This is a genomic window from Mycobacterium sp. ML4 (assembly GCF_054515735.1).
The window spans coordinates 274,348-298,318 of record NZ_JBTNSY010000004.1 but is presented as its reverse complement, the minus strand read 5'-3'; the positions used below and the strand labels follow the sequence as shown (position 1 = coordinate 298,318).

19 protein-coding genes are annotated in these 23,971 nt (G+C 66.4%); 14 read left to right on the top strand and 5 right to left on the bottom strand.

All coding sequences use genetic code 11. The features are described from left to right. Window positions 1–51: 51 nt before the first annotated feature. Window positions 52–858 carry a mycolate reductase gene (gene cmrA / locus ACX9NE_RS06455; RefSeq protein WP_459365270.1) on the bottom strand — a complete coding sequence of 269 codons (807 nt, stop codon included), beginning with the start codon at window positions 856–858 and terminating at the stop codon, window positions 52–54. 100 nt (window positions 859–958) lie between these two features. Here cmrA and ACX9NE_RS06450 point away from each other — a divergent pair, with 100 nt between their 5' ends. Beyond that, on the top strand, window positions 959–2,413 hold the full coding sequence (locus tag ACX9NE_RS06450) for an MFS transporter (protein WP_459370702.1): 1,455 nt from the start codon (window positions 959–961) through the stop codon (window positions 2,411–2,413). Here the strand turns inward: ACX9NE_RS06450 and ACX9NE_RS06445 are convergent. Continuing rightward, the gene (locus ACX9NE_RS06445; RefSeq protein WP_459360640.1) at window positions 2,410–3,195 is read right to left on the bottom strand and encodes an MmpS family transport accessory protein; all 786 of its coding nucleotides are present in this window, start codon (window positions 3,193–3,195) and stop codon (window positions 2,410–2,412) included. The two genes, ACX9NE_RS06450 and ACX9NE_RS06445, sit on opposite strands and share 4 nt — an antisense overlap. 67 nt (window positions 3,196–3,262) lie before the next feature. Beyond that, entirely contained in the window at window positions 3,263–3,904 is a 642-nt protein-coding gene (locus ACX9NE_RS06440; RefSeq protein WP_459360641.1) for an SACE_7040 family transcriptional regulator, read from the bottom strand. Window positions 3,905–3,971: 67 nt separating this feature from the next. On the opposite strand from ACX9NE_RS06440, the gene ACX9NE_RS06435 reads away from it, so the two are divergent. The 9 genes from ACX9NE_RS06435 (at window position 3,972) to ACX9NE_RS06395 (ending at window position 15,353) form a co-directional block, all read left to right on the top strand. Next, a complete protein-coding gene (locus tag ACX9NE_RS06435; RefSeq protein WP_459360642.1) occupies window positions 3,972–5,615 on the top strand; it encodes an AMP-binding protein in 1,644 nt (547 codons plus the stop codon). 97 nt (window positions 5,616–5,712) lie between these two features. Continuing rightward, window positions 5,713–6,456, top strand: a complete 744-nt coding sequence (locus tag ACX9NE_RS06430; RefSeq protein ID WP_459360643.1) for a CoA transferase subunit A — start codon at window positions 5,713–5,715, stop codon at window positions 6,454–6,456. Between the two features lie 91 nt (window positions 6,457–6,547). Beyond that, complete coding sequence (locus tag ACX9NE_RS06425) at window positions 6,548–7,195, top strand: CoA transferase subunit B (RefSeq protein ID WP_459360644.1); 648 nt, start codon at window positions 6,548–6,550, stop codon at window positions 7,193–7,195. Continuing rightward, window positions 7,192–8,769, top strand: a complete 1,578-nt coding sequence (locus ACX9NE_RS06420; protein ID WP_459360645.1) for a carboxyl transferase domain-containing protein — start codon at window positions 7,192–7,194, stop codon at window positions 8,767–8,769. Before ACX9NE_RS06425 ends, ACX9NE_RS06420 begins: the two co-directional genes overlap by 4 nt. Window position 8,770: 1 nt before the next feature. Further along, window positions 8,771–10,765, top strand: a complete 1,995-nt coding sequence (locus tag ACX9NE_RS06415) for an acetyl/propionyl/methylcrotonyl-CoA carboxylase subunit alpha (protein ID WP_459360646.1) — start codon at window positions 8,771–8,773, stop codon at window positions 10,763–10,765. A 6-nt stretch (window positions 10,766–10,771) separates the two neighbouring features. Beyond that, a complete protein-coding gene (locus ACX9NE_RS06410; protein WP_459360647.1) occupies window positions 10,772–11,938 on the top strand; it encodes an acyl-CoA dehydrogenase family protein in 1,167 nt (388 codons plus the stop codon). Next, window positions 11,935–12,498, top strand: a complete 564-nt coding sequence (locus ACX9NE_RS06405) for a MaoC family dehydratase (protein WP_459360648.1) — start codon at window positions 11,935–11,937, stop codon at window positions 12,496–12,498. Before ACX9NE_RS06410 ends, ACX9NE_RS06405 begins: the two co-directional genes overlap by 4 nt. Continuing rightward, window positions 12,495–13,322, top strand: coding sequence for an HpcH/HpaI aldolase/citrate lyase family protein (locus ACX9NE_RS06400; protein ID WP_459360649.1), 828 nt, complete (start codon window positions 12,495–12,497; stop codon window positions 13,320–13,322). The genes ACX9NE_RS06405 and ACX9NE_RS06400 overlap by 4 nt, the downstream gene beginning before the upstream one ends. A gap of 144 nt (window positions 13,323–13,466) precedes the next feature. Further along, window positions 13,467–15,353 carry a PE family protein gene (locus ACX9NE_RS06395; RefSeq protein ID WP_459360650.1) on the top strand — a complete coding sequence of 629 codons (1,887 nt, stop codon included), beginning with the start codon at window positions 13,467–13,469 and terminating at the stop codon, window positions 15,351–15,353. Between the two features lie 66 nt (window positions 15,354–15,419). Here ACX9NE_RS06395 and ACX9NE_RS06390 read toward each other — a convergent pair whose 3' ends face one another. Continuing rightward, the gene (locus tag ACX9NE_RS06390) at window positions 15,420–16,580 is read right to left on the bottom strand and encodes a hypothetical protein (RefSeq protein WP_459360651.1); all 1,161 of its coding nucleotides are present in this window, start codon (window positions 16,578–16,580) and stop codon (window positions 15,420–15,422) included. A gap of 270 nt (window positions 16,581–16,850) precedes the next feature. Next, window positions 16,851–18,077, bottom strand: coding sequence for a PucR family transcriptional regulator (locus ACX9NE_RS06385; protein ID WP_459360652.1), 1,227 nt, complete (start codon window positions 18,075–18,077; stop codon window positions 16,851–16,853). Between the two features lie 130 nt (window positions 18,078–18,207). Here ACX9NE_RS06385 and ACX9NE_RS06380 point away from each other — a divergent pair, with 130 nt between their 5' ends. From ACX9NE_RS06380 to ACX9NE_RS06365, 4 genes are all read left to right on the top strand, one after another. After that, window positions 18,208–19,719, top strand: coding sequence for a flavin-containing monooxygenase (locus ACX9NE_RS06380; protein ID WP_459360653.1), 1,512 nt, complete (start codon window positions 18,208–18,210; stop codon window positions 19,717–19,719). 76 nt (window positions 19,720–19,795) lie between these two features. Next, the gene (locus tag ACX9NE_RS06375; RefSeq protein ID WP_459360654.1) at window positions 19,796–20,371 is read left to right on the top strand and encodes a DoxX family protein; all 576 of its coding nucleotides are present in this window, start codon (window positions 19,796–19,798) and stop codon (window positions 20,369–20,371) included. Window positions 20,372–21,008: 637 nt separating this feature from the next. Then, window positions 21,009–21,764 carry a hypothetical protein gene (locus tag ACX9NE_RS06370; protein WP_459360655.1) on the top strand — a complete coding sequence of 252 codons (756 nt, stop codon included), beginning with the start codon at window positions 21,009–21,011 and terminating at the stop codon, window positions 21,762–21,764. Then, a complete protein-coding gene (locus ACX9NE_RS06365) occupies window positions 21,761–23,914 on the top strand; it encodes an Rv1355c family protein (protein ID WP_459360656.1) in 2,154 nt (717 codons plus the stop codon). The genes ACX9NE_RS06370 and ACX9NE_RS06365 overlap by 4 nt, the downstream gene beginning before the upstream one ends. Window positions 23,915–23,971: the final 57 nt, after the last annotated feature.

Genomic DNA, 23,971 nt, shown 5'->3' with positions numbered 1-23,971 from the left:
GCCCAGTTTAACAACTAGACTGTAATTAATGACTCAGGACACTAGGAGCGGCTAACCGCCACCGAGTTTCTTGTAGAACGCGCCCACGATCGGCGCGACGATCGCCCGGGGCGCATACCCGCTGGCCACCGACATCGCCTTCGACGTCAGGCCCGGAACAATGCGCATCTTGTTGCGCTCCAACGCATCCAACGACACCTGCGCAGTGTGTTCGGTCGAGATCCACAGGAAATCGGGCACCAGTTTCTCGACTAGTGACCGTTCGTCACCTTCGGGCAGATCGGTGCGCACCGGGCCGGGAGCCAGCAGCGTGACGTGCACCCCGGACTTGCGCAGTTCGCCGCGCAGCGATTCGCTGAAGGTGTTCGCGAACGCCTTGGTAGCGGCGTAGGTGGCGTTGTACGGGATCGGCGAATTGCCTGCGGCAGAGCCGGAAATCAGGATCCCACCCGCCCCGCGCCGTACCATGCCCGGCAGCACCGCCAACGTAAGGTCATGCACCGCAACGGCATTCAGCTGCACCTGGGCCTTCTCAGCGGCCGGATCCAGTTCGGCGATCGCACCGAACGTCCCAGTGCCGGCATTGGCGCACAGGATCGAGACCTGCCGGGTGGCCAGCTCGTCGCAGAGCTTCGCGCGTTCGGAGGGGTCAGCGAGGTCGGCCGGCCGCACCTCGACCGTGACGCGGTACTTGTCCGCGAGCCGGGCGGCGAGCTGGTTGAGCAGGTCCTCGCGTCGCGCGGTGACGATCAGGCTGTGTCCGCGGGCGGCCAGCTCCGTGGCCAGTGCCTCACCGATGTTTTGCGAAGCCCCGGTGACAACGGCGCGTGCGTCGGGGCTGGGAGCAGGAACCGGCATGACGACGATCGTAGACATTGCTCGACGGCGGAGCCGGGCGCTGGGGGTACCTCCCGCTTGCGGGGGACGGGTCGCTGGCGAAACCAATAGAGTCCTGTGCATGGGTGACGGGAAGCCGGGGTCGGCTGAGAACCGCCGCAACCCGGCCGGTGGGGACCATCAACGCATCGAGCCTGCAACGTTGCAGCAAAAGTGCGACGACGGGCCTGCAGATCTGCGGGCTCGACGCGTCCCGGGAAGCATTCCGGGCCCCGGACGTACGTATAAGCGATCACGGATCGCGGCGTGGGCGCTGTGGGACTGCGGCTCGACCGGTCTGAACGCGATCGCGGCGACCTTCGTGTTCTCGGTTTACCTCACCAGCAGCGTGGGGGAGGGCAGCCCTGGCGGTGCCACACCCGAGAGTTGGCTGGGGCGTGCCGGAGCCGTGGCGGGAATCGTCGTCGCGTTGCTGGCTCCCGTTGTCGGCGTGTGGGTGGCCTCTCCGCACCGGCGACACATCGCGCTGGGCGTGCTGACCGGCCTCGCTGTGGCCTCGACGTGCGGCATGTCGCAGATTCGCGATCAACCCGGTTATCTGTTCGCCGGGCTGGCGCTGTTGGCGGCGACGGCCGCGTGCGGTGATCTGGCCAGCGTCCCGTACAACGCGATGTTGCGGGAGTTCTCGACTCCGGCGACGGCGGGACGCATTTCGGGCTTCGGCTGGGCATCGGGATACATCGGCAGCGTTCTGCTGTTGATCATGGTCTATGTCGGCTTCATGAGCGGCGACGGCGACAGGCGCGGGTTGCTGCACCTGTCCACCCACGACGGACTCAACGTCCGCGCGGCAATGCTCCTGGCCGCGGCGTGGCTGGCGGTGCTGGGTCTGCCGTTGCTCCTCGTCGCCCATCGCCTGCCCGACGAAGGAACCGAAGTCGTCCCCAAGACGAGCTTGCTGGGCGCCTACCGCAAACTGTGGATCGACCTGTCCGCCGAGTGGCGGCGCGACCGCAATCTCGTTTACTTCCTGGTGGCCAGCGCGATCTTCCGGGACGGCCTGGCGGCGATCTTCGCCTTCGGTGCGGTGCTGGGCGTCAATGTCTACACCCTCTCCAAGGCCGATGTGCTGGTGTTCGGCGTGGCCGGCAGCGTGGTGGCCGCAGTGGGTGCGGTGTGCGGTGGGTTGATCGACCACCGGGTGGGCTCCAAGCCGGTGATCGTGGTGTCGCTGACGGCAATTCTTGCCTCGGCGCTGAGCTTGCTGGCACTTTCGGGGGCGCTCGCCTTCTGGGTGTGCGGGCTGTTGCTGTGTCTGTTCATCGGACCATCCCAGTCGTCGGCGCGAGCGCTGCTGTTGCGCATGGCGCAGGACGGCAAGGAGGGCGTGGCTTTCGGGCTCTACACGATGACGGGCCGGGCGGTGGCGTTCCTGGGGCCATGGATGTTCTCTGTCTTCGTGGACGTGTTCGGCGTGGCCCGGGCCGGTCTGGGCGGCATAGCGCTGGTGCTGCTGGTCGGACTGCTGGCGATGCTGAAGGTGCGGGCTCCCCGGTACGCGACTGACTCTGGTTAGCGCGGGGCGTCGCAGAAGGTCAGACCCTGTCCGGTGCGTTGCCGTACCTGGACCCCGGCCACCGTGACCGAGCAGGTGATCTCGTGGCCGATGTTGACAACAGTGACGCTCGGCGGATGGACGGCCGAAGTCGACAAGCTCACCTGTTTGGTCCAGGGCAGCGCCACGTTGAATTCGGTTTGGATCATGTCACCGGCGTCCATGTACATGACGCTGATCGCACGGCCCTCTCCCGAGACGCTGTAAACAACGGTCTGCATCGCTCCCGGCGTGCCCGGCACGCCAGGAGGCGACGTCGTAGCCGGGGGCGCGGTCGTGGTGGTGCGTGGCGCCCTGCGTGTGGTCGACGGCGGTGACGTCGTGCGGGTGGTCGGAGGCGCGAGGGTGGTGCTGGGTACCGGCGGCAGAGGTTCGATAGCGGTCTGTTGTTTGAGGGCCCCGTTGGCGATGACGAGCGCCACCACCAGCCCGATGACGAGCAACACCGCAGCCCCGGCGAGGAACCACAGCCATCGTGGGGAACGTGGCGATCCCTCATTCGGCTGCTCATCCTGCGGCGGCACGCCCTGCTGCCAATACTGTGGCGGCAACTGCTGCGTCGGATCGGGCTGTGGGGCGCCGGGCGACCACCCGGACCCGGCACCCCCGTAGGTGGCGTACGGCATCTCGTCCGCGTAAGCGGGGTAGTCGATCGCAGGCGAATTCCCGTAGTCCTGCGGCCACGCCGAACCAGACCCCGGTTGAGGGGGACCGAATTGCTGGGTGCGACGTGGATCGTTCATGTCCACTTCGAAGGGTACCGGGCATTGCACGGTACTGGTTTCACGACCGGCGCAACCCGCCGGACAGCTAACGATCTCCGGCGGTCAGTGCACCGAGTGTCATTGCCCGCATGACGGCCCGCGACCGTGCTGCCCGCGCCTGCTTGGCATCCGCCGAGTTCATGCTGTAGGGCGTGGAGTTCAGCAGTCCGAACGCGGCATGCGCCATCAGTCTCGCGTCGGCTTCGGCTAGATCAGGGTTGAGTTCGCGCAACACGCCCACCCAGATCTCGACGTACTGACGCTGTGCCTTGCGCACCTGGCGCTCGGCAGCCGCCGGTAGGTGCGCGAGGTCCCGGTCCTGAATCCGGATCAGATCAGGCTCGCTCAGCGCGAAGTCGAGGTGAAAATCGATCAGGCCGTCCAGCGTCGCAGCCGCGTCAGCACCGCTGTGCGCCACCGCGCGAGCACCCGCCAGCAACCCGGCGCTGATACCGACCAGCAATTCGACCAGCAACGACTCCTTATTGGGGAAGTGCCGGTAGATCGCGGGACCGCTGACACCTGCGGCAGCGCCGATGTCCTCCAGCCGCACCGCGAGGAATCCGCGTTCGGCGAACAGCCGTTCGGCCGCCGACAGCAATTGTTGGCGCCGGTCGGATTTCAACTGGCTGCGACGATTTGGCGTCTCAGGCCGGCCGGGTTCATCGTCCGGGGCGGACGCTGCCATGACGGCCTCCTGGACATGTCGGTTAATCGTCACTAACGTAGCACCCGATAACCGGTCGGAGGAAACCGTGGCAACCACCGACGCCGCAGACCGCAATCCGCTTTCCTATGAGCGTGGCCCGAGCAGCCCAGCGTTGCTGGAAGCCACCATTGGCGCCAATCTTGCCGATACCGCAACGGCATTCGGCGGGCGCGAGGCACTCGTCGACGTCGCTGCGGGCCGTCGGTGGAGTTACGCCGACCTCCTGGCCGATGTCCGGCGGCTGGCCTCCGGGCTACTGGGCGCCGGCATCGGCGTAGGTGATCGGGTAGGCATCTGGGCGCCCAACCGGTGGGAGTGGGTCCTGGTTCAGTACGCGACTGCGTCGATCGGTGCGATCCTGGTCACCATCAATCCCGCCTACCGGGCGCGGGAATTGGAGTATGCGCTGCAACAATCCGGAATTTCGTTGGTGATCGCCGCGACCGGATTCAAGGACGCCGACTACCCGTCGATGCTGGCCGAGGTCAGGCCCGGTTGTGTCGACCTGCGCGAGGTGGTGATCCTGGGCGACGACCGCTGGGATACGTTGGCCGGCACGGATGTTGACCTCAACGCGCTGGCGCACCGGGCCGCGATGCTCACACCGACCGATCCGATCAACATCCAATACACCTCGGGCACAACCGGTTACCCCAAGGGGGTGACGCTCGCTCATCGCAGCATCCTCAACAACGGCTACCTGGTGGGCGAACTACTCGAGTACACCGAACGTGATCGGATCTGTATCCCGGTGCCGTTCTATCACTGCTTCGGCATGGTCATGGGCAATCTGGCGGCAACCAGCCACGGTGCCTGCATGGTGATCCCGGCGCCGGGGTTCGATCCGGCCGCGACCCTGCGGGCGGTGCAGTCCGAACACTGCACCAGCCTCTATGGCGTGCCGACCATGTTCATCGCCGAACTCGGACTACCGGATTTCGGCGACTACGAACTGCACAGCCTGCGCACCGGGATCATGGCGGGCGCTACCTGCCCGGTCGAGGTGATGCGGCAAGTGATCGAGCGCATGCACATGCCCGGGGTCTCGATCTGTTACGGCATGACAGAAACGGCCCCCGTGTCCGTCATGACCCGCGTCGACGACCCCCTGGAACGGCGCGTCGACACCGTCGGACGGGTAGGCCCGCACCTGGAAATCAAGGTGGTGGATACGGGCACTGGCCACACCGTTGCGCGTGAGGTGCAGGGCGAATTCTGCGCCCGGGGCTATTCGGTGATGTCGGGTTACTGGAATGACGCGGCGAAGACGGCCGAGGTGATCGACGCGGACGGGTGGATGCACAGCGGTGACCTGGCGGCGATGGACGAGTGTGGCTATGTACGGATTACCGGGCGCATCAAGGACATCGTCATGCGGGGCGGCGAGAACATCTCTCCGCGCGAGATCGAGGAATTCCTTTACACGCATCCCGACATCGTCGACGCCCACGTCATCGGAGTACCAGACGCGCGCTATGGCGAGGAGATCATGGCGGTGGTCAGGTTGCGCGACGGCGCGTCGGAGTTGACCATCGAGCAACTGCGCGAGTTCTGCCTGGGCCGCATCGCCCGGTTCAAGATCCCACGTTACCTGCGGGTCGTTGACGAATTCCCGATGACGGTGACCGGCAAGGTTCGCAAAGTCGAGATGCGTCAGGCGGCGATCGAATGGCTCCGTGGCGGCGGATAGCCGCGCCGGCGCCCACCATGGACGCCGTTGGGTGGGAATGGTATTCTGTGGTGTCCAGTTAATCATTATTAACTGAATCCGGAGGGCGCTGCGATACATGGACAAGGTGGTGGCTACCGCTGCGGAAGCGGTCGCGGACATCACCGACGGCTCGTCACTGGCCGTCGGGGGATTCGGGCTTTGCGGCATCCCGGAAGCGTTGATATCGGCCCTGGCCGAGCGGGGGGTCACCGATCTCGAGACGGTCTCCAACAACTGCGGGGTGGACGACGTCGGACTCGGAGTGCTGTTGAAGCACAAGCGGATTCGTCGCACGATTTCCTCATATGTCGGTGAGAATAAGGAATTTGCGCGTCAGTTCCTCTCCGGTGAACTGGAAGTCGAGCTGACCCCGCAAGGCACCCTGGCCGAGCGGTTGCGTGCCGGCGGGATGGGCATCCCGGGTTTCTATACACCGGCCGGGGTGGGCACCCAGATCGCCGACGGCGGGCTGCCCTGGCGCTACGACGCCTCGGGTGAGGTGGCGATCGTGTCACCGCCCAAGGAGACCCGTGAATTCGATGGCGTCACCTATGTTCTCGAGCGGGGAATCCGGACGGACTTCGCCCTGGTGCATGCGTGGAAGGGCGACCGGCACGGCAACCTCGTCTACCGTTACGCCGCCGGCAACTTCAACCCCGAGTGCGCCCCGGCGGGGCGGATCACCATCGCCGAGGTCGAGCATCTCGTCGAACCGGGGGAGATCGATCCGGCCACGGTGCACACGCCGGGTGTTTTCGTGCAGCGCGTGGTGCATGTGCCGAACCCGGAGAAGCGAATTGAGAAGGAGACGGTGCGGTGACGGCTGCGGATTGCGCCGACCGTGAAGCTGGCTTCACGCTCGGCGGCGAATGTGAAGCCAGCTTCACGGTCGCGGGGGAAGGGGGCGCCAGATGACCTGGAGCAGAGACGAGATGGCGGCCCGGATCGCAGCCGAGTTCACCGACGGCCAATACGTCAACCTCGGCATCGGGATGCCCACGCTGATCCCTAACCACATTCCCGACGGCGTCCACGTCGTCCTGCACTCGGAGAACGGGATCCTCGGCGTCGGGCCCTACCCGAAGCGCGAGGACGTCGACGCCGATCTGATCAACGCCGGCAAGGAGACGGTGACCGTACTGCCGGGAGCGTCGTTCTTCGGTTCGTCGACCTCGTTCGGGGTCATCCGCGGCGGGCACCTCGACGTGGCTGTGCTTGGCGCGATGCAGGTTTCGGTCACCGGCGACCTCGCGAACTGGATGATCCCCGGCAAGATGGTCAAGGGCATGGGCGGCGCGATGGACCTGGTGCACGGCGCCCGCAAGGTGATCGTGATGATGGAGCACGCCGCCAAGGACGGCAGCCCCAAGATCCTCGAACGCTGCACCCTGCCGCTCACCGGCGTGGGCTGCGTGAACCGGATCGTCACCGAACTGGCCGTCATCGACGTTCGCGATGACGGACTGCATCTCATCGAGACCGCCCCGGACGTCTCGGTCGAAGAGGTGGTCGCCAAAACGCAACCACCGCTAATTCTTTCGGACCTGGTGGCGCGGTGACGACGATCGCCCCATCATTCGCCGACGAGCACCGCCGGTTGGTCGCCGAACTCGACGAGAAGCTGGCCGCCGCGGCCCTCGGCGGCAACGAACGTGCCCGGCAGCGCCACGTCAGCCGCGGCAAGCTGCTGCCCCGGGAGCGAGTCGACCGGCTGATTGACCCGGGCACCCCGTTCCTCGAACTCGCCGCGCTGGCTGCCAACGGCATGTACGGCGACGAATCCCCCGGTGCGGGAATCATCACCGGGATCGCGCGGGTGTCGGGCCGCGAATGCGTGATCGTCGCCAACGACGCGACCGTCAAGGGCGGCACCTACTACCCGATGACAGTCAAGAAGCACCTGCGCGCGCAGGAGGTGGCGCTGCAAAACCTGCTGCCGTGCATCTACCTCGTCGACTCCGGCGGCGCCTTCCTGCCGCGGCAGGACGAGGTGTTTCCCGATCGCGAACACTTCGGCCGGATCTTTTACAACCAGGCGACCATGAGCGCCAAGGGAATTCCGCAAGTTGCCGCCGTGCTCGGCTCGTGCACGGCCGGCGGTGCCTACGTGCCGGCCATGAGCGACGAAGCCGTCATCGTCCGCGAGCAGGGCACGATCTTCCTGGGTGGGCCGCCCCTGGTCAAAGCGGCCACCGGGGAGATCGTGACGGCCGAGGAACTCGGCGGCGGGGATCTGCACTCCCGGGTGTCCGGTGTCACCGACCATCTGGCGCAGGACGACGAGGACGCGCTGCGCATCGTGCGTTCGATCGCGGCCACCTTCGGATCACCCGAACCCGCCCAGTGGGACATTCGCCCAGCGGTGGATGCCAGATGCGACCAGAGCGAGCTCTACGATGTGGTGCCCCCCGATCCACGGGTGCCCTACGACGTCCACGAGGTGATCGTGCGGTTGGTCGATGGCGGCGAGTTCAACGAGTTCAAGGCCAACTACGGCAAGACGCTGGTGACCGCCTTCGCGCACATCCACGGCCACCCGGTCGGGATCATCGCCAACAACGGGGTGCTGTTCAGCGAATCGGCGGTCAAGGGTGCGCATTTCATCGAGCTGTGCGACAAGCGACGGATCCCGCTGTTATTCCTACAGAACATCGCCGGGTTCATGGTGGGTCGCGACTACGAGGCGGGCGGGATCGCCAAAAACGGCGCCAAGATGGTCACGGCGGTGGCCTGTGCGCGGGTCCCGAAGTTGACCGTGGCGATCGGCGGATCCTATGGCGCAGGCAATTACTCGATGTGTGGACGGGCCTACTCGCCGCGATTCCTGTGGATGTGGCCGAATGCGCGCATTTCGGTGATGGGTGGCGAACAGGCCGCCTCGGTGCTGGCCACCGTGCGCGGTGAACAGCTTTCCGCATCCGGCAGGCCCTGGTCGCCCGAGGAGGAAGAGCAATTCAAAGCGCCCATCCGCGCGCAGTACGAGGACCAGGGCAATCCCTATTATTCGACCGCACGTCTCTGGGACGACGGCATCATCGACCCCGCCGATACCAGAACGGTTGTCGGGCTGGCGCTTTCGGTGTGTGCCCACGCCCCGCTGGAACCGGTCTCCTACGGCGTCTTCCGGATGTGACATGTTTGACACTGTCTTAGTGGCCAACCGCGGCGAGATCGCGGTACGGGTGATCCGCACACTGCGCCGGCTGGGAATCCGCTCGGTCGCCGTCTACAGCGATGCCGACGCCAAGGCCCGCCACGTGGTCGAGGCCGACACCGCGGTACGACTGGGACCGGCGGCGGCCAGGGAAAGCTACCTCGCCATCGGCAAGGTGATCGACGCCGCGGTGCGCAGCGGAGCGCAGGCGATCCATCCCGGTTACGGATTTCTCTCGGAGAACGCGGAATTCGCCGCGGCGTGCGACCGCGCCGGGGTGGTGTTCCTGGGGCCGCCGGCACATGCGATCGAGGTGATGGGCGACAAGATCGCCGCCAAGAACGCCGTCGCGGCGTTCGAGGTGCCGGTGGTGCCGGGAATCGCGCGACCCGGACTGACCGACGACGAACTCGTCGCCGCGGCCGACGACGTCGGATACCCGGTGCTGGTGAAGCCGTCCGCGGGTGGTGGCGGTAAAGGCATGCGGATGGTGCAGGACCCCGCCCGGTTACGTGAGGCATTGGTCAGTGCCCGGCGCGAAGCAGCTTCGGCATTTGGTGACGACACCTTGTTCCTGGAACGTTTCGTGTTGCGGCCCAGGCATATCGAGGTGCAGGTTCTCGCCGACACGCACGGCAACGTGGTGCATCTCGGCGAGCGTGAATGCAGCCTGCAGCGACGTCACCAGAAGGTGATCGAGGAGGCGCCGTCGCCATTACTGGATCCCGCAACCCGGGCCCGCATCGGTGCGGCCGCCTGCGACACCGCCCGCAGCGTGGATTACGTCGGCGCCGGCACGGTGGAATTCATCGTTTCCGGCGATCGTCCCGACGAGTTCTTCTTTATGGAGATGAACACCCGCCTGCAGGTCGAACACCCCGTCACCGAGGCGGTTACCGGACTGGATCTGGTGGAGTGGCAGCTACGGGTGGCCGCCGGTGAGAAGCTGTCGTTCGCCCAGGACGACGTCGAACTTCACGGGCACGCGATCGAAGCCCGGGTGTATGCCGAGGATCCGGCACGTGGGTTCCTGCCCACCGGCGGTCGGGTGCTTCAGGTGGTCGAGCCGTCCGGACCCGGCGTACGCGTGGATTCTTCCCTGTTGAACGACACGGTGGTCGGTAGCGACTACGACCCGATGCTGAGCAAGGTGATCGCGCACGGTGCCGACCGGGCGCAGGCGCTCGCGCGACTCGACCAGGCCCTGTCGCGGACTGCGGTGCTGGGCGTGCAGACCAACATCGAGTTCCTGCGATTTCTGCTCGCCGATGAGCGGGTACGGGCGGGTGACCTCGACACAGCGCTGCTGGACGAACGGCTGGCGGACTTCGAACCGTTGCCGGCACCGGACGACGTGTTCGCTGCCGGCGGGCTCTACGTCCAATGGGCGCTGGAACGGCGCTCCGCCGGCAACCTGTGGGCCGCGCCGAGTGGATGGCGGATCGGCGCCGCGTCCGCGCCGGTGCGCACCGCGATGCGGACTCCGTTGCGCACTGAGACCGTCTCGGTGTGGGGCCTACCCGACGCCGCGACCGTTCAAGTGGGCGATGGCGAAATATGTTCTGCCGGTGTGCAACTCGCACCGGGAAGCATGAGTTTGACGATCGATGGTGTCCGCCGGGAGTACCGGTGGGCCGAGGCTGACCGGCATCTGTGGATCGCCGACGAGCGGGGGACCTGGCACATCCGGGAGGCCGAGGAACACAGAATTCACCGAACCGCTGGCGAGCGGCCCGCTGAGATCGTCAGCCCGATGCCCGGCAGTGTCATTGCGACACAGGTGAATTCGGGCAGCCAGGTTTCGGAGGGCGACGTGGTGGTGGTCGTGGAAGCGATGAAGATGGAACACTCGCTGGCGGCGCCGGTCTCCGGTCAGGTGGAGGTATTGGTGTCGGTGGGTGACCAGGTGACCGTCGACCAGGTGTTGGCGCGCCTGGTCCCGGACGCCGAAGAAGCAACGGAAAGCAAGGACTAGCAGATCATGACGACAACGATCACAGCAGGGACGCTGCCGAAGGAATACGAGGATCTCCGCGATACGGTTGCCGACTTCGCGCGCAGCGTCGTGGCACCGGTGTCGGCCAAACACGATGAGGAGCACAGCTTCCCGTACGAGGTCGTCGGCAAAATGGGCGAGATGGGGCTGTTCGGCCTGCCGTTCCCGGAGGAGTACGGCGGCATGGGTGGCGACTATTTCGCTCTGGCTCTGGCGCTGGAAGAACTCGGCAAGGTGGACCAGTCGGTGGCCATCACCCTGGAAGCCGCGGTGGGCTTGGGTGCCATGCCGATATTCCGCTTCGGCACCGAAGAACAGAAGCAGCACTGGCTGCCGGACCTGCTGGCCGGGCGTGCACTGGCCGGCTTCGGGCTCACCGAGCCGGGCGCGGGTTCCGATGCCGGCAGCACCCGCACCACTGCCCGCTTCGAGGGCGGCGAATGGATCGTCAACGGCAGCAAGCAATTCATCACCAACTCCGGAACCGACATCACCTCCCTGGTCACCGTGACCGCCGTCACCGGGAGCATCGCCGACGGTAAGAAGGAGATCTCGACCATCATCGTGCCCAACGGCACACCGGGGTTCATCGTCGAACCGGCCTACAGCAAGGTCGGCTGGAACGCGTCGGACACCCACCCGCTGACCTTCGACGACGCTCGGGTCCCGCAGGAGAACCTGCTGGGCACCCGGGGCAAGGGCTACGCCAACTTCCTCTCCATTCTCGACGAGGGCCGCATCGCGATCGCGGCATTGGCGACGGGTGCGGCACAAGGCTGCGTCGACGCGAGCGTCAAGTACGCCAAGGAGCGCCAGTCATTCGGGCAGCCGATCGGCTCCTACCAGGCAATCAGCTTCAAGATCGCACGGATGGAGGCCCGCGCGCACGTGGCCCGCACGGCGTATTACGAAGCTGCGGCAAAGATGTTGGCGGACAAACCCTTCAAGAAGGAAGCGGCGATAGCCAAGATGGTGTCGTCGGAAGCGGCGATGGACAACGCTCGCGACGCCACCCAGATCCACGGTGGCTACGGCTTCATGAACGAGTACCCGGTCGCCCGCCACTACCGGGACAGCAAGATTCTGGAGATTGGCGAAGGCACCACCGAGGTGCAGTTGATGCTGATCGCCCGGTCGCTGGGGCTCTCATGAGCGCCGAAGCGCGCCCAGCATCCGCCGATTGTGAATTTCACGACACAGAATCGGCGCGTCGCGTCGCAGAATCCACACTCGGCGAGCACAAGCGGGTCATCCAGCGCGGCTTGTGGTTTGAGGAGTTCGAAATCGGCACCACCTACCTGCACCGTCCCGGCCGCACCGTCACCGAGGCCGACAACGTCCTGTTCACCACCCTCACGATGAACACCCAGTCACTGCACCTGGACGCCGCCTGGGCCGCCGAACAACCGGGCTTTCGCGGTGAGCGGCTGGTGAACTCGATGTTCACCCTCTCCACGCTGGTCGGGCTTTCCGTCGCGCAGCTCACGCTCGGCACCATCGTTGCCAACCTGGGCTTCTCGGAAGTGTCGTTCCCCAAGCCCGTGTTTCACGGCGACACTCTCTACGCCGAGACGGTGTGTACCGACAAGCGGGAATCGAAAAGCCGCCCCGCAGAAGGCATCGTCACGCTCGAGCACACCGGGCGCAATCAGCACGGCGACGTCGTCGCCAGGGCGGTGCGCACCACGCTGGTGCAGAAGCGTCCATCGTGAGCCTGCGGGACGCCGGTCCGGCCTGGTTGTTCTGCCCGGCCGATCGCCCCGAACGTTTCGCGAAGGCCGCCGCCGCCGCCGATGTGGTGATCCTCGACCTCGAGGACGGCGTTGCGAAACCGGAGAAGCCCGCTGCCCGCCAGGCATTGCGGGATACGCCGCTGGACCCCGCGCGCACGGTGGTGCGGATCAACGCCGCCGGCACCGATGACCAGGCCCGTGATCTCGAGGCTTTGGCGAGCACCGAGTACACGACGGTGATGCTGCCCAAGACCGAATCGTCCACGCAGGTGGCCGCCCTGGCTCCTCGGGAAGTCATCGCTTTGGTGGAGACGGCGCGCGGAGCGTTGTTCGCCGCCGAAATCGCGGCCGCCGACGGCTGCGTGGGGTTGATGTGGGGCGCCGAAGACCTCATCGCCACTCTGGGCGGCAGCTCCAGTAGGCGCGCCGATGGCGGCTATCGCGACGTGGCGCGTCACGTGCGTTCGACTATTCTGTTGGCGGCCAGCGCTTTTGACCGCCTTGCGCTGGACGCCGTGCATCTGGACATCCGCGATGTGGAGGGTTTACAGGCGGAGGCCACCGATGCGGTGACGGTCGGTTTCGATGTGACGGTGTGTATCCATCCCAGCCAGGTCGAGGTCGTGCGCAAGGCTTACCGACCCGCCGACGAGACCCTGGACTGGGCGCGCCGGGTGCTCCGGGCCGCCAAGGCCGAGCGTGGGGTGTTCGCGTTCGAGGGACAGATGGTGGACTCTCCGGTGCTGCGGCACGCGGAAGCGACGCTGCGCCGGGCGGGCGAGTCCGTGCCAACCGGTGGATGATCGCTTACCGGTAGTGAGAAACATCTGAACATCTTTTTCTTGCAGGGCGTGCGTGTACCCCCATAGGCATACGATGCTGGGTGTCGGTGATCTCGGTGCTTGCCGTTGCTCGCCGGGTGACCTGCTCAGGTAAGGAGATTGGGCATGTCTTTTGTGACCGTCGTGTCAGACTCGGTGGCCGCCGTCGCAACCGACCTGGCGAAGGTCGGTTCGGCGATCAACTCGGCCAATGCGGCGGCGACGTCGTCGACCACCGGAGTGGTGGCTGCGGCCGCGGACGAAATATCGGCGGCTATCGCGGCGGTCTTTCGTGCACACGCGGAGGGATACCAGACCCTCAGTAGGCAGGCGGCTGCGTTTCACGAGCAGTTCGTGCGAGCCCTCGCAACGAGTGCGGGTGTGTATACGGCCGCCGAAGCCGCGAATGCGTCACCACTCCAAGCGCTGCAGGACGGTGTTTTCGGCGTGGTGAACGCGCCGGCTCAGGTGCTGCTGGGGCGCCCGCTGATCGGTAACGGAGCCGACGGGACGGCGCCCGGGCAGGCCGGTGGGGCGGGCGGGTTGTTATTCGGTAACGGCGGCAACGGCGCGGCCGGTGCCGTTGGTCAGCCCGGGGGTGCCGGCGGCGCAGCGGGGCTGTGGGGCAATGGCGGTGCGGGCGGCGCCGGCGGTGCCGGCGCACCCGGCGGTGCCGGTGGGTCCGGTGGGTGGTTGTACGGCAACGGCGGTCATGGCGGCACGGGCGGTGTCGGTGTGGCCGGCGTCAACGGCGGTGTCGGGGCGGCGGGGGGCAGCGGCGGCAACGCCGGCTTGATCGGCGCAGGCGGAGACGGCGGTACCGGTGGGGCCGGGGCGGCAGGGACATCCGGGAATCCCATCCCGGGTCCCGCGGCCGGCGCCGGCAACAGCCCAGCGAATGTACTTGGACCTGGTAACCAAACCGGTCCCGCCGGGGGTAACGGCGTCAATGGGTCTGGCCCCACTCCGACTGGCGGTGCCGGCGGCCAGGGCGCCAGCGCGACATCCGCTGCCGGCGTCGCCGTCGTTACCACGGGTGGCGCCGGCGGCAATGCCGGTGCTTCCATCGCGGGTGGAGCCGGCGCTGATGGCGGCGGTGGGGGCACCGCGACGATCGGCAGTTTGTTCAGCTTCGTGAGCGGCACCGCTATCGGCGGTGACGGCGGCAATGGGACCCCAGGGGTGGCCCCGGGCAGCAGTGGCGGCGACGGTGGCGCCGGGGGCAGCGCAACCGCGGCCAACGGCGTCGGCATCACTCGCGGGGGAAACGGCGGCTTCGGCGCATCCGGCGTCACGGGCGTTTCCGGCGGCAACGCTGGTGCGGGAGGGGTGGGCGGGGCCGGCGGCAGCGGCGGCACACTGTTCGGCAACGGCGGCAACGGCGGGCTGGGGGGAGCAGGCGGTGGCGGCGGCAACGGCGCCGCCGGCGGCGGGGGCGGCGTGGGCGGTAATGCCGGCACTGCCGCCGTCAACGGCACCACCAGCTCCTCGGGAATCTCGGCCACTGGCGGTACTGGCGGCAACGGCGGCAACGGCGGCAACGGTGGCAACGGCGGCAACGGCGGGGCAGGCGGCGCGGGCGGTAATGGCGGAGCTGCCGTCGGTCTGTTCGGCAGCGGCGGCAACGGCGGCAGCGCCGGTGCCGGCGGCATCGGGGGGCTGGGTGCTGTCGCTGGGTCGGGCGGTCACGGGGGCACCGGCGGCAACGCGAGCGGCGTAACTGGCGTCTTTCTTTCTGCTGGCGCCGGCGGCGTGGGTGGCGATGCCGGCAACGGCGGGAATGGCGGAAACGGCGGCGCCGGCGGCATTCCCGGCGGCATCGGGGGGCGCGGCGGGCTATTGAGTGGTGCAGCGGGTACCGGCGGTATCGCAGGAGGAGGCGGCGGCGGCGGCACAGGCGGCGCCGCCGGCAATGTAGGCGCGGGCGGCGCGAGCGGCAGCGGCGGGGTCAGCCCTCCACCTGCTCGCAATGGCAACCCCGGCACGCAGGGGGCGAACGGCAATCCCGGATAGCATCGCCGCAGGCGGCGGGTGGAGCACCGAGTATGGGGTTGGCACACCGGGTTCAACCCGGTCTGGTCAACGGACTTGCCGGACCCGGTCGCCGATCTCGATCCTGACCGCGCGGACCGGGGAGTCCTGCGGAGACCTGCCGGTGGCGATCGTCTCGCGGACGGAATACGGTTCCGCGAACTCGTTTTCCAGCATTCTGCTGAGTGACGCGTCGATGAAGTCAAGAGTCCCGGCGTGCTCTGAGCCGGTCCGGGAGTACCCGGTCAACGCCGGATATTCAGCTCTCATAGGAGGGGACGTCCGCAACGTCGCCGCGCGCGAGAATTTCGGTTGCACATCAATCACTTTGACGCGCAGCTTTTCGGCCGGCAGCTCTCCGATCACCTCACCGGTCTCGGGATCGAGAATCGGGTCGCCGGCGTCGGCCAGCACCGCGAAGAGCATATCCGGCGCGATGCCGTGCACCGCGCCGCGATTGAGGATCACCGTGTGCTGGTCTTCCACGCGAGCGACACTGCCACTGATGAAGTCGCCGTCGGCAGCTGCCTGGGCGGGGGCAACACCGCGGCTTTCCTCGACGGTATGGACCGGGCTTGCCGAACCCCACTGGCGCGCCGGGACTTCCGCTATACCCAGGGACAACTCCGTTGCCGTCTTGGCTCGTGCGATCTCGACGAACGCGTCGTCGGCACTGCCGTTCACCAGGTGCCTTTGCGCGGCCGACAGCCGATCGTCGACGTAGCGAACCGACTTGCGCAACTGCAGCGTCGCGTGGACCGCGCTCTGCGTCGTCTGCAACAGGTGCGGGTTGAGCCTTTGTCCGGTGTGCCAGCGCGTTCCGAGGATGCCGATGGCGATGCTCAGTCCGGGCACGAACGCGATGATGCACGCCTGCCCGATGGGATTGCCCGCAAATGCCACGGCCCCGAAAAGGCTTATTGCGGCTAGCCCGCTCAACAGGGCCAGCCTCTGCAGTGGCGTCGGTTTGATCTCGGTGAGTCGCGCGAGCCGCCGGCCGAGACCGGCCACCCACTTACCGAGGTGGGTGAGCCACCGGGCCAGATGTGTCAGCCCGTGGGCGATGTGTCCCGGCAAAGCTGCGAACAGGGATTTCCAGGTCGGCTTGTCCGGCCCGGGTGCGGTAGCTGTCACCGCCGCAGTCTGCTCGGCGGGCGCCGATCGCGCGGCCATACCGAAGTCGTCGGAGGGGGATTCGCCGTCAGCCACCCCGTCATCATCCCACCGCCCGGCCAAACCGGAGTGGCCGACGCGGAAGGTCGCTGGGTGGGTCAGTTACTTCGTGACGTGACTTGAGCGGATTACCCCGATGGCAGCCATCAGCGGCGGAACACTGCCGCCCCAATCCGTTGCCACGGCAACGAAACTCCGGCGCGGTGGTTCCACCGCTGAATGGTTCTGAAATTTTGGGTCCCCCGACCCTGAGAAGAACACTAGCGGTTCGACCCGACCGGCGCTGGAGAATCGCGAAAAAACCCATCAGCGGGGAGCGGTCCGGTCACTTCCCCGCCACCGCAGCACATCGAGCGCGACGGCCACGTTGACGCTGTTGTCGGACAGGGGGCGGGGCAGCAGTTCGTCAGCGCGGGCCAACCGGCGCAGCAAGGTGTTGCGGTGCGTATACAGCCGCCCGGCCGCTCGGGACGCGTTGCATTGCTCGTGGACGAAAATCCGCACGAACTCCTGCAATTCGCTGCCGGCAGCTTCGAGGTTGCCGAGGGCGTGGTGCACGAACTCGGTGGCGCGGTCGGTGTCGGCGGTGATGATCGCTACCAGTTCCACGTCGGTGAACATCGCGACACGCTGTGGTGATCGCAATCGCGCCATCATCTGTTGAGTGGTGAGCGCATCGAAATGGCTGCGACGAAATCCGTCGTTCCCCTCGGCGCACGGACCGATGGCTATCCGGATGTCGGCCATTGCGCCGATCGAATTGCTCAGCGCCGCAGTGTCTATCGACCTAGCCGGTACCCACGCCCACCTCGTTGCCGCGCTGGCAAGAATCGTCAACGGCCGCGCACCGGCGGCCTGTCCGAGTGCCTCGGCCGCCGCATCGAGCCGCGCCATGTCGCCGGCCGGGTCGTCGCTCCAGATCACCGCCGCGGTGTGGGGGCCGGTCAGCGCGTAGCCCAGCCGTGCCTCGGCGCGTTTGCGGGGGATTGGCGCACCGTCGAGGATCAGCGCGACGGTCTCGCGCCGCTCCGCGTGGGTTCCCCGGGTGAGATCGTCAAGCTCCTGGTCGATCTGGGCGGCGATGCCCGCCAGCGTGCCCTCGATGAACGCACTGATCGAACGCGAGCACACATCGAGTAGCTCATGCAGCTCGGCGGGATCAGAGGTGAGCTCGAACGCGATCTCCATCAAGCGACGCCACGCGACGCCTTCGCCCACCCGGTAGGCGTCCAGCGTGAACGCGGTGAGACCACGGCGAGCAACCTCGCGCGCGATGTTCATCGGCTCGGGCCCGGTGTTGGGCGGCACCGGCGCTCCCGGGTCGCGTACGTTGGCCGCTCCCCAGAAGTACAAATTGGCCCGGTTGCTACGGCTGACCGCCGCGGCGAGCTCAGGGTCGGCGGCGATGACGGGACTGGCCGCGAGGACTTCCGCGTCGAGTTCGTCCAGCCACTCGGCGCGCGGATTGACGGTGATCTGGGCGCACTGCCGGATCAGCTCCCTGACCGATTCGGAAGGACGTTTCCACGACATTTAGCGACAGTAACTTGATGGTGCACATTGCACCATACGACGGGTTGGATTGGGCAGATCTCATCTTGGCGACGGCGGCCGGCCACGCGACCATTGAACCCATCAAGCACCAGCGTCAGGAGCCAAGACCATGTCCTACACAGCCGTAGACACCGGCATCGAGTACGTCGATGTCCTCGTCATCGGAGCCGGCATCTCCGGCATCGGTGCCGCGTACTACCTGCAGCGCGAACACCCCAACCGCAGCTACACGATCCTGGAGGCACGCGCCGCCACCGGTGGCACCTGGGACCTGTTCCGCTACCCCGGAATTCGCTCGGACTCCGACCTGCACACCTTCGGCTACGAGTTCAAGCCGTGGCGCGACGAGGACGCCATCGCCACCGCTGACAAGATCCTGGCCTACCTTCGCGAGACAGCCACCGAGAACGGCATCGACCGCAACATCCGGTTCCACCACAAGGTGCTCGGCGCGGCCTGGTCGAGTGCCGATGCCCGGTGGGTCGTCGACGTCGAGCGGACCGATACCGGTGAGCGGTTTCAGCTCAGCGCCAACTGGCTGTTCTGCGCCGGCGGCTACTACCGATACGACGTGGGCTACACGCCGCATTTCGAGGGACGCGAGCGCTTCACCGGGCAGGTCGTGCATCCGCAGCACTGGCCGGAGGACCTGGACTACTCCGGCAAGAAGGTGGTCATCATCGGCAGCGGCGCCACGGCCGTGACGTTGCTGCCGGCGATGGCCGAACGGGCCGGACACGTCACCATGCTGCAGCGTTCACCTACCTACATCATGCCCGTGCCGTCCAAGGACGGCTTCGCCAACGCGGCACAGAAGCTGCTCGGCGGCAAACTCGGCTATGCACTGGCCCGGCGTAAGAACATCATCCGGCAGCGTGCGGTGTACGAGTTCTGCCAGCGGTACCCGGCGCTGGCGAGAAAGGCCATCCGGTACCTCAACGCCAAGCAGCTGCCCGAGGGCTATCCGGTCGACGAGCACTTCAGCCCGACCTACAACCCGTGGGATCAACGGTTGTGTGCGGTGCCGGACTCCGATCTGTTCGCGGCGATCAAGAATGGCAGCGCTTCCGTGGTGACCGATCGGATCACGACGTTCACCGAAAACGGCATCCTGCTGGAGTCCGGCCGCGAACTCGACGCCGACATCATCGTCACCGCGACAGGTCTGAATTTGCAGGCGTTCGGCGGCATCTCGCTCACGGTGGACGGTGAACCGGTCAACATGCCCGAGCACGTGGCCTACAAGGGCATGATGCTTTCGGACGTGCCGAACTTCGCATACGCCATCGGCTACACCAACTCCTCGTGGACGCTGAAGGTCGGCTTGCTGTGCGAGCACCTGTGCCGCCTGCTGACGTACATGGACGCCCACGGCTACGACACCGCACGTCCCGTCCTCGACGACCCGGACATGCCGACCCGTCCGTTGCTGGACTTCGGGGCGGGTTACGTCCAGCGCGCGGTGGACCAGCTACCGCGACAGGGGTCCGGGCAACCGTGGCTGACGTCGATGAGCTACTACACCGACGTGAAGCTGCTGCGCAATGAGGACGTCGTGGACCCGGCACTGAAGCTGACGAGTTCGGCCGACATGCGCAGCCGCGAGGCTGTGCCCGCCTGAGCGGATGTAACCCTCGGTCCTAGAAGTTGGTGGGCTCGCGGTAGGCGGGCCCACCAACGTTGACTGGAGGACCACCGTGACTGTTACCCACGACCAGAAAGCTCTGCCGGCGAAGCTGTGGCACTGGCTCGCCCATCCGCCGACCGACGCATCCGCAGCGACGCTGCTGATCCGGCTGATGGCCGGGGGAGTCTTCCTCTGGGAAGGGATCATAAAGTTCGTGTTCCCGAACCAGGGCGTCGGGCGCTTCACCAAGATCGGCATCCCCTTTCCCGAAGTGAGCGCGAATTTCGTTGGACTGCTTGAGATCGGCGGAGGTGTGCTGCTACTGCTGGGCTTGTTCACCCGGTTGATCAGCATCCCGTTCATCGTCGAGATGATCGTCGCGATGCTGTCGACCAAAATCGTCATGTTCCTGGGGGTGTCGCCGTTGCCCTTGCCGCCGGTGCCTCCTCAGACGGGGTTCTGGGCGGTGCTGCACGAGGTGCGGTCCGAATATGCCCAACTGTTGACCGTGACGTTCCTGCTCATCGTCGGACCCGGAGCATGGTCGCTGGATGCGCTCCTGGCCCGCCGTGGACGTCGCGAGTTGCCGGCACAGCCGCCGGGTGTCCGCAGCGGCGCCGCTTCGAAGGCGTCGGCGGGAGTCTGATCAACGTCTTCAGCGATCCCGGCGGCCAGCTGGCCTGCCGGGATCGTTGTCGTTAAGACACTGGTACAGAGAACCATTGGCCCGTCAACCCGACCGAGGATGCGGCCGGCACTCAGGCTGTCGCCGGCCCGGCCGGACCGCTACCGGCGGATGCAGCCACCGAACCCGTCGTCGGGGCGATTTACTTTGGCCGGCGTCCACCCTGTCCCGCTTGGCGCACTCGAGCCCGGTCCCGTCGGATTGACCAGCACAACCGCGATCGGTCACTATCGATACGGCGTGCAATCGGAAGCGACCTGGTTTCCGGTCCGGAGCACCAGAAAATCAACACCTCAGGCGACCGTGATGAAAAGCCGAACCGTTCGGGCTCCCGATTCGGCGTGCGTCCCAGACTCATTGGGCAGGTGCGCAGAGAGCGTCCCGCCATCAAGTCCGGTGGGCGAAGTTCACCAATCGCAATTGCGGAGCGCACCGGGGAGGAATACGCCGCGGTGAACGAGGGATGCAGCTAGGGTCCCAAACGGGGCCCCGCTTCGGGGACGGGCCCGCCGACCTGCGAGGACCCAGAGAATTCGGGGTAAACCATTTCCGGAAACGGGAAATTCAGACCGTTGTGTCGCGGTCAGATTGGAGCATTATGACCACCGCTGCATATCACGCCGTCGCAACTCTGAAGCCGGAATTACCGGCGAACCTCAGCGTATGGGTTGCTGACGCGCAATGCAGACTTGTGGTATCGCAGCCGTCACTTGATCCTACTTTGTGGATTGAATACCTGCAGGGCGCGCTTCGCAGCTACACCAAACACGGTGTCGAGCGTACTTTAAACCTTGAATCAATCACGGACGGTTCTGATACCCAGTTGTTCTTCGCGGCGGTGGATAATTACGGCCGTGTCGTCGGAGGTGCCAGGGCGGTCGGGCCGCTGGGCTCACCTGATGATTCGCATGCCGTGGTGGAGTGGGAAGGCAGTCCGGGCGCACCCGCCGTGCGCAAGATGATCAGCGATCGGGTGCCGTTCGGTGTCGTGGAGGTCAAGTCCGCCTGGGCCGACGGCGATTCTCCTCAGCGTGATGCGATCGCTACGGCGCTGGCGCGCACGGCATTACCGATCATGAACCTGTTAGGAGTCCAGTTCGTCATGGCGACGGCGGCAGCCCACGTGTTGGACCGTTGGCGTACTTCAGGGGGAGTCGTGGCAGCGGCAATCCCGGCGGTAGCGTATCCAGACGACCGATACCGAACCAAGATGATGTGGTGGGACCGCAGCACGATCGCCAATCATGCTGACTCCAAACAGCTCTCGCGAATGTATATGGAGACAGCCCAGCTCATGCGGGACGCGCGGTCGTCGCAGGGCATGGCCACCGCAACCACAGGAACCTGCCGGTGAGCGGACCGCACGACAGCGATACGCACGAGGTGCTCGTACTGTGCGAAGACGATCCGGACGATCTCCTCGTGCTCGACCGACTACAGTCGGATCCCCACGTCGAGTCCATCGACCGCTTTGCAGCACAGCTCGAAGCCGCGCGCGGCCTGCTTCCGCGTTTGGACCCGGACCTCTTGGGCGAAACCAAGCGATGGGTCTTCTATCCCTGGCGCCGCATCCTGGTGGCCAACCTGGGACCGGGAGCGTTCCATGCCGTGCGCCTGGACAGGAACAGGCACCTCATCACTGCCGAGGAGCAACGGGTACTCAGCACGCTGCGCGTCGGCGTGGTGGGCGTCAGCGCCGGCCATGCGATCGCCTACACCCTCGCGGCAGAAGGTGCCTGCGGCGCACTGCGACTGGCCGATTTCGACGAGCTGGAACTGGCGAACCTGAACCGGGTGCCGGCGAGCGTGTTCGACATCGGGCTCAACAAGGCGATCGTGGCCGCTCGCAGGATCGCCGAGCTGGATCCCTACTTTGCCACCGAGGTCGTGACGTCCGGACTGTCGGCGGATTCGATCCCCGACTTCCTCGATGGACTCGATGTCGTCATCGAGGAATGCGATTCGCTCGACATGAAGGTCTTGCTGCGGCAACTCGCACGCGAGCGTGGTCTGCCCGTGCTGATGGCGACCACCGACCGCGGCCTGGTCGATATCGAACGCTACGACCTCGAACCCCGGCGACCGATACTGCACGGGCTGCTGGGCGACGTCGATGCCGGTCAACTGACCGGACTGACGACCCGGGACAAGGTGCCGTACGTCCTCAACATCCTTGACAGCAAAGAACTCTCGGCACGCGGCGCGGCATCCCTGGTCGAAGTCGGACATACGCTGTCAGGCTGGCCACAACTGGCCGGTGACATCTGGATGGGTGCGGCGACCGTGGCCAATGCGGTCAGACGCATCGGTCTCGGTGAACCGCTCGGCTCCGGCCGGCTGCGGCTCGACGTTGCTGCGGCGCTGGGTGGTCTGGCTGCGCCCGTCACGTCCGAACCGGCGGATGCCGGGGCGCCCGCATCCGCGTCAACGGCCGCGCCCGAGGCCCGCAAGCCCGTCAGTGTGCTCGTGGCCGAGGCGGCGATCAGCGCTCCCTCAGGCGGCAATGCGCAGCCGTGGCATGTTGTGGTGCAAAAGGATTCGCTGACGATCCGGCTTGAGCCGGACCGCACGTCCGGCATGGACATCGGCTTTCGCGGCAGTGCGGTGGCGCTCGGGGCTGCGATGTTCAACGCGCGCGTCGCGGCGGCGGCCCACCAGGTGCTGGGTCCCGCGGAGTTCGATACCACACCGTCGGGCTCACCTTTGCAGGCGACACTGCGCTTCGGGCACGGCGTCGACCCAACTCTGGCCGCTCTGTACGAACCGATGCTGGCGCGGGCCACCAACCGTCACCGCGGCAGGCCCGCCGACGTCGACTCCGCGACGGTCGCGGTGCTGCAGAATGCCGCTGCCGCTGAGGGTGCGCGGCTGGAGTTGTTGTTGTCGCGCGACGGAATCCACCGATGTGCCGCGATTTTGGCCGCTGCCGATCGCATCCGCTATCTCACTCCCAGGCTGCACGAAGAGATGATCTCCGAGCTTCGGTGGCCGGGAGACCCCGCTGCCGACTCCGGCATCGATGTCCAGAGCCTGGAACTGGACCCCAGCCAGGTGCGCGTCCTCGACGTCCTGAAACGTCCCGACGTGATGGCGCAGCTGGCGCAGTGGGACGGCGGTAAGGCGCTCGGATCCGATGTCGCCGAGCGGGTGTCGGCGAGTTCGGCGCTGGCGATCGTCTACGTGGACGGGACCGCGCTCACCGACTTCGCGCGCGGCGGGTCGGCCGCACAAGCGGTCTGGATTTCGGCGCAACAATGCGGGCTGGCGGTCCAACCGGTCTCGCCGATCTTCCTCTACGGCGCCGCCCCAGTAGACCTGCTCAAGGCGTCACCACGTTTCGCGGCGGAGCTGCACCGCTTGCAGGGTGAGTTGCGTGATGTGTTCAAGCCCGGCACCTCGGAGCAGGAGGTGCTGATACTCAGGCTCTTTCACGCCCCACCACCGTCGGTGCGTAGCCGCCGACGGCCAATTCAGCCACCTGAGGGTCGCGAATATCCGCTGTAGTTGGTGTTGACGCCCTGCGTGGCGGTTGCGAATTGCGCTCCGCTGCAACGGGTTAAT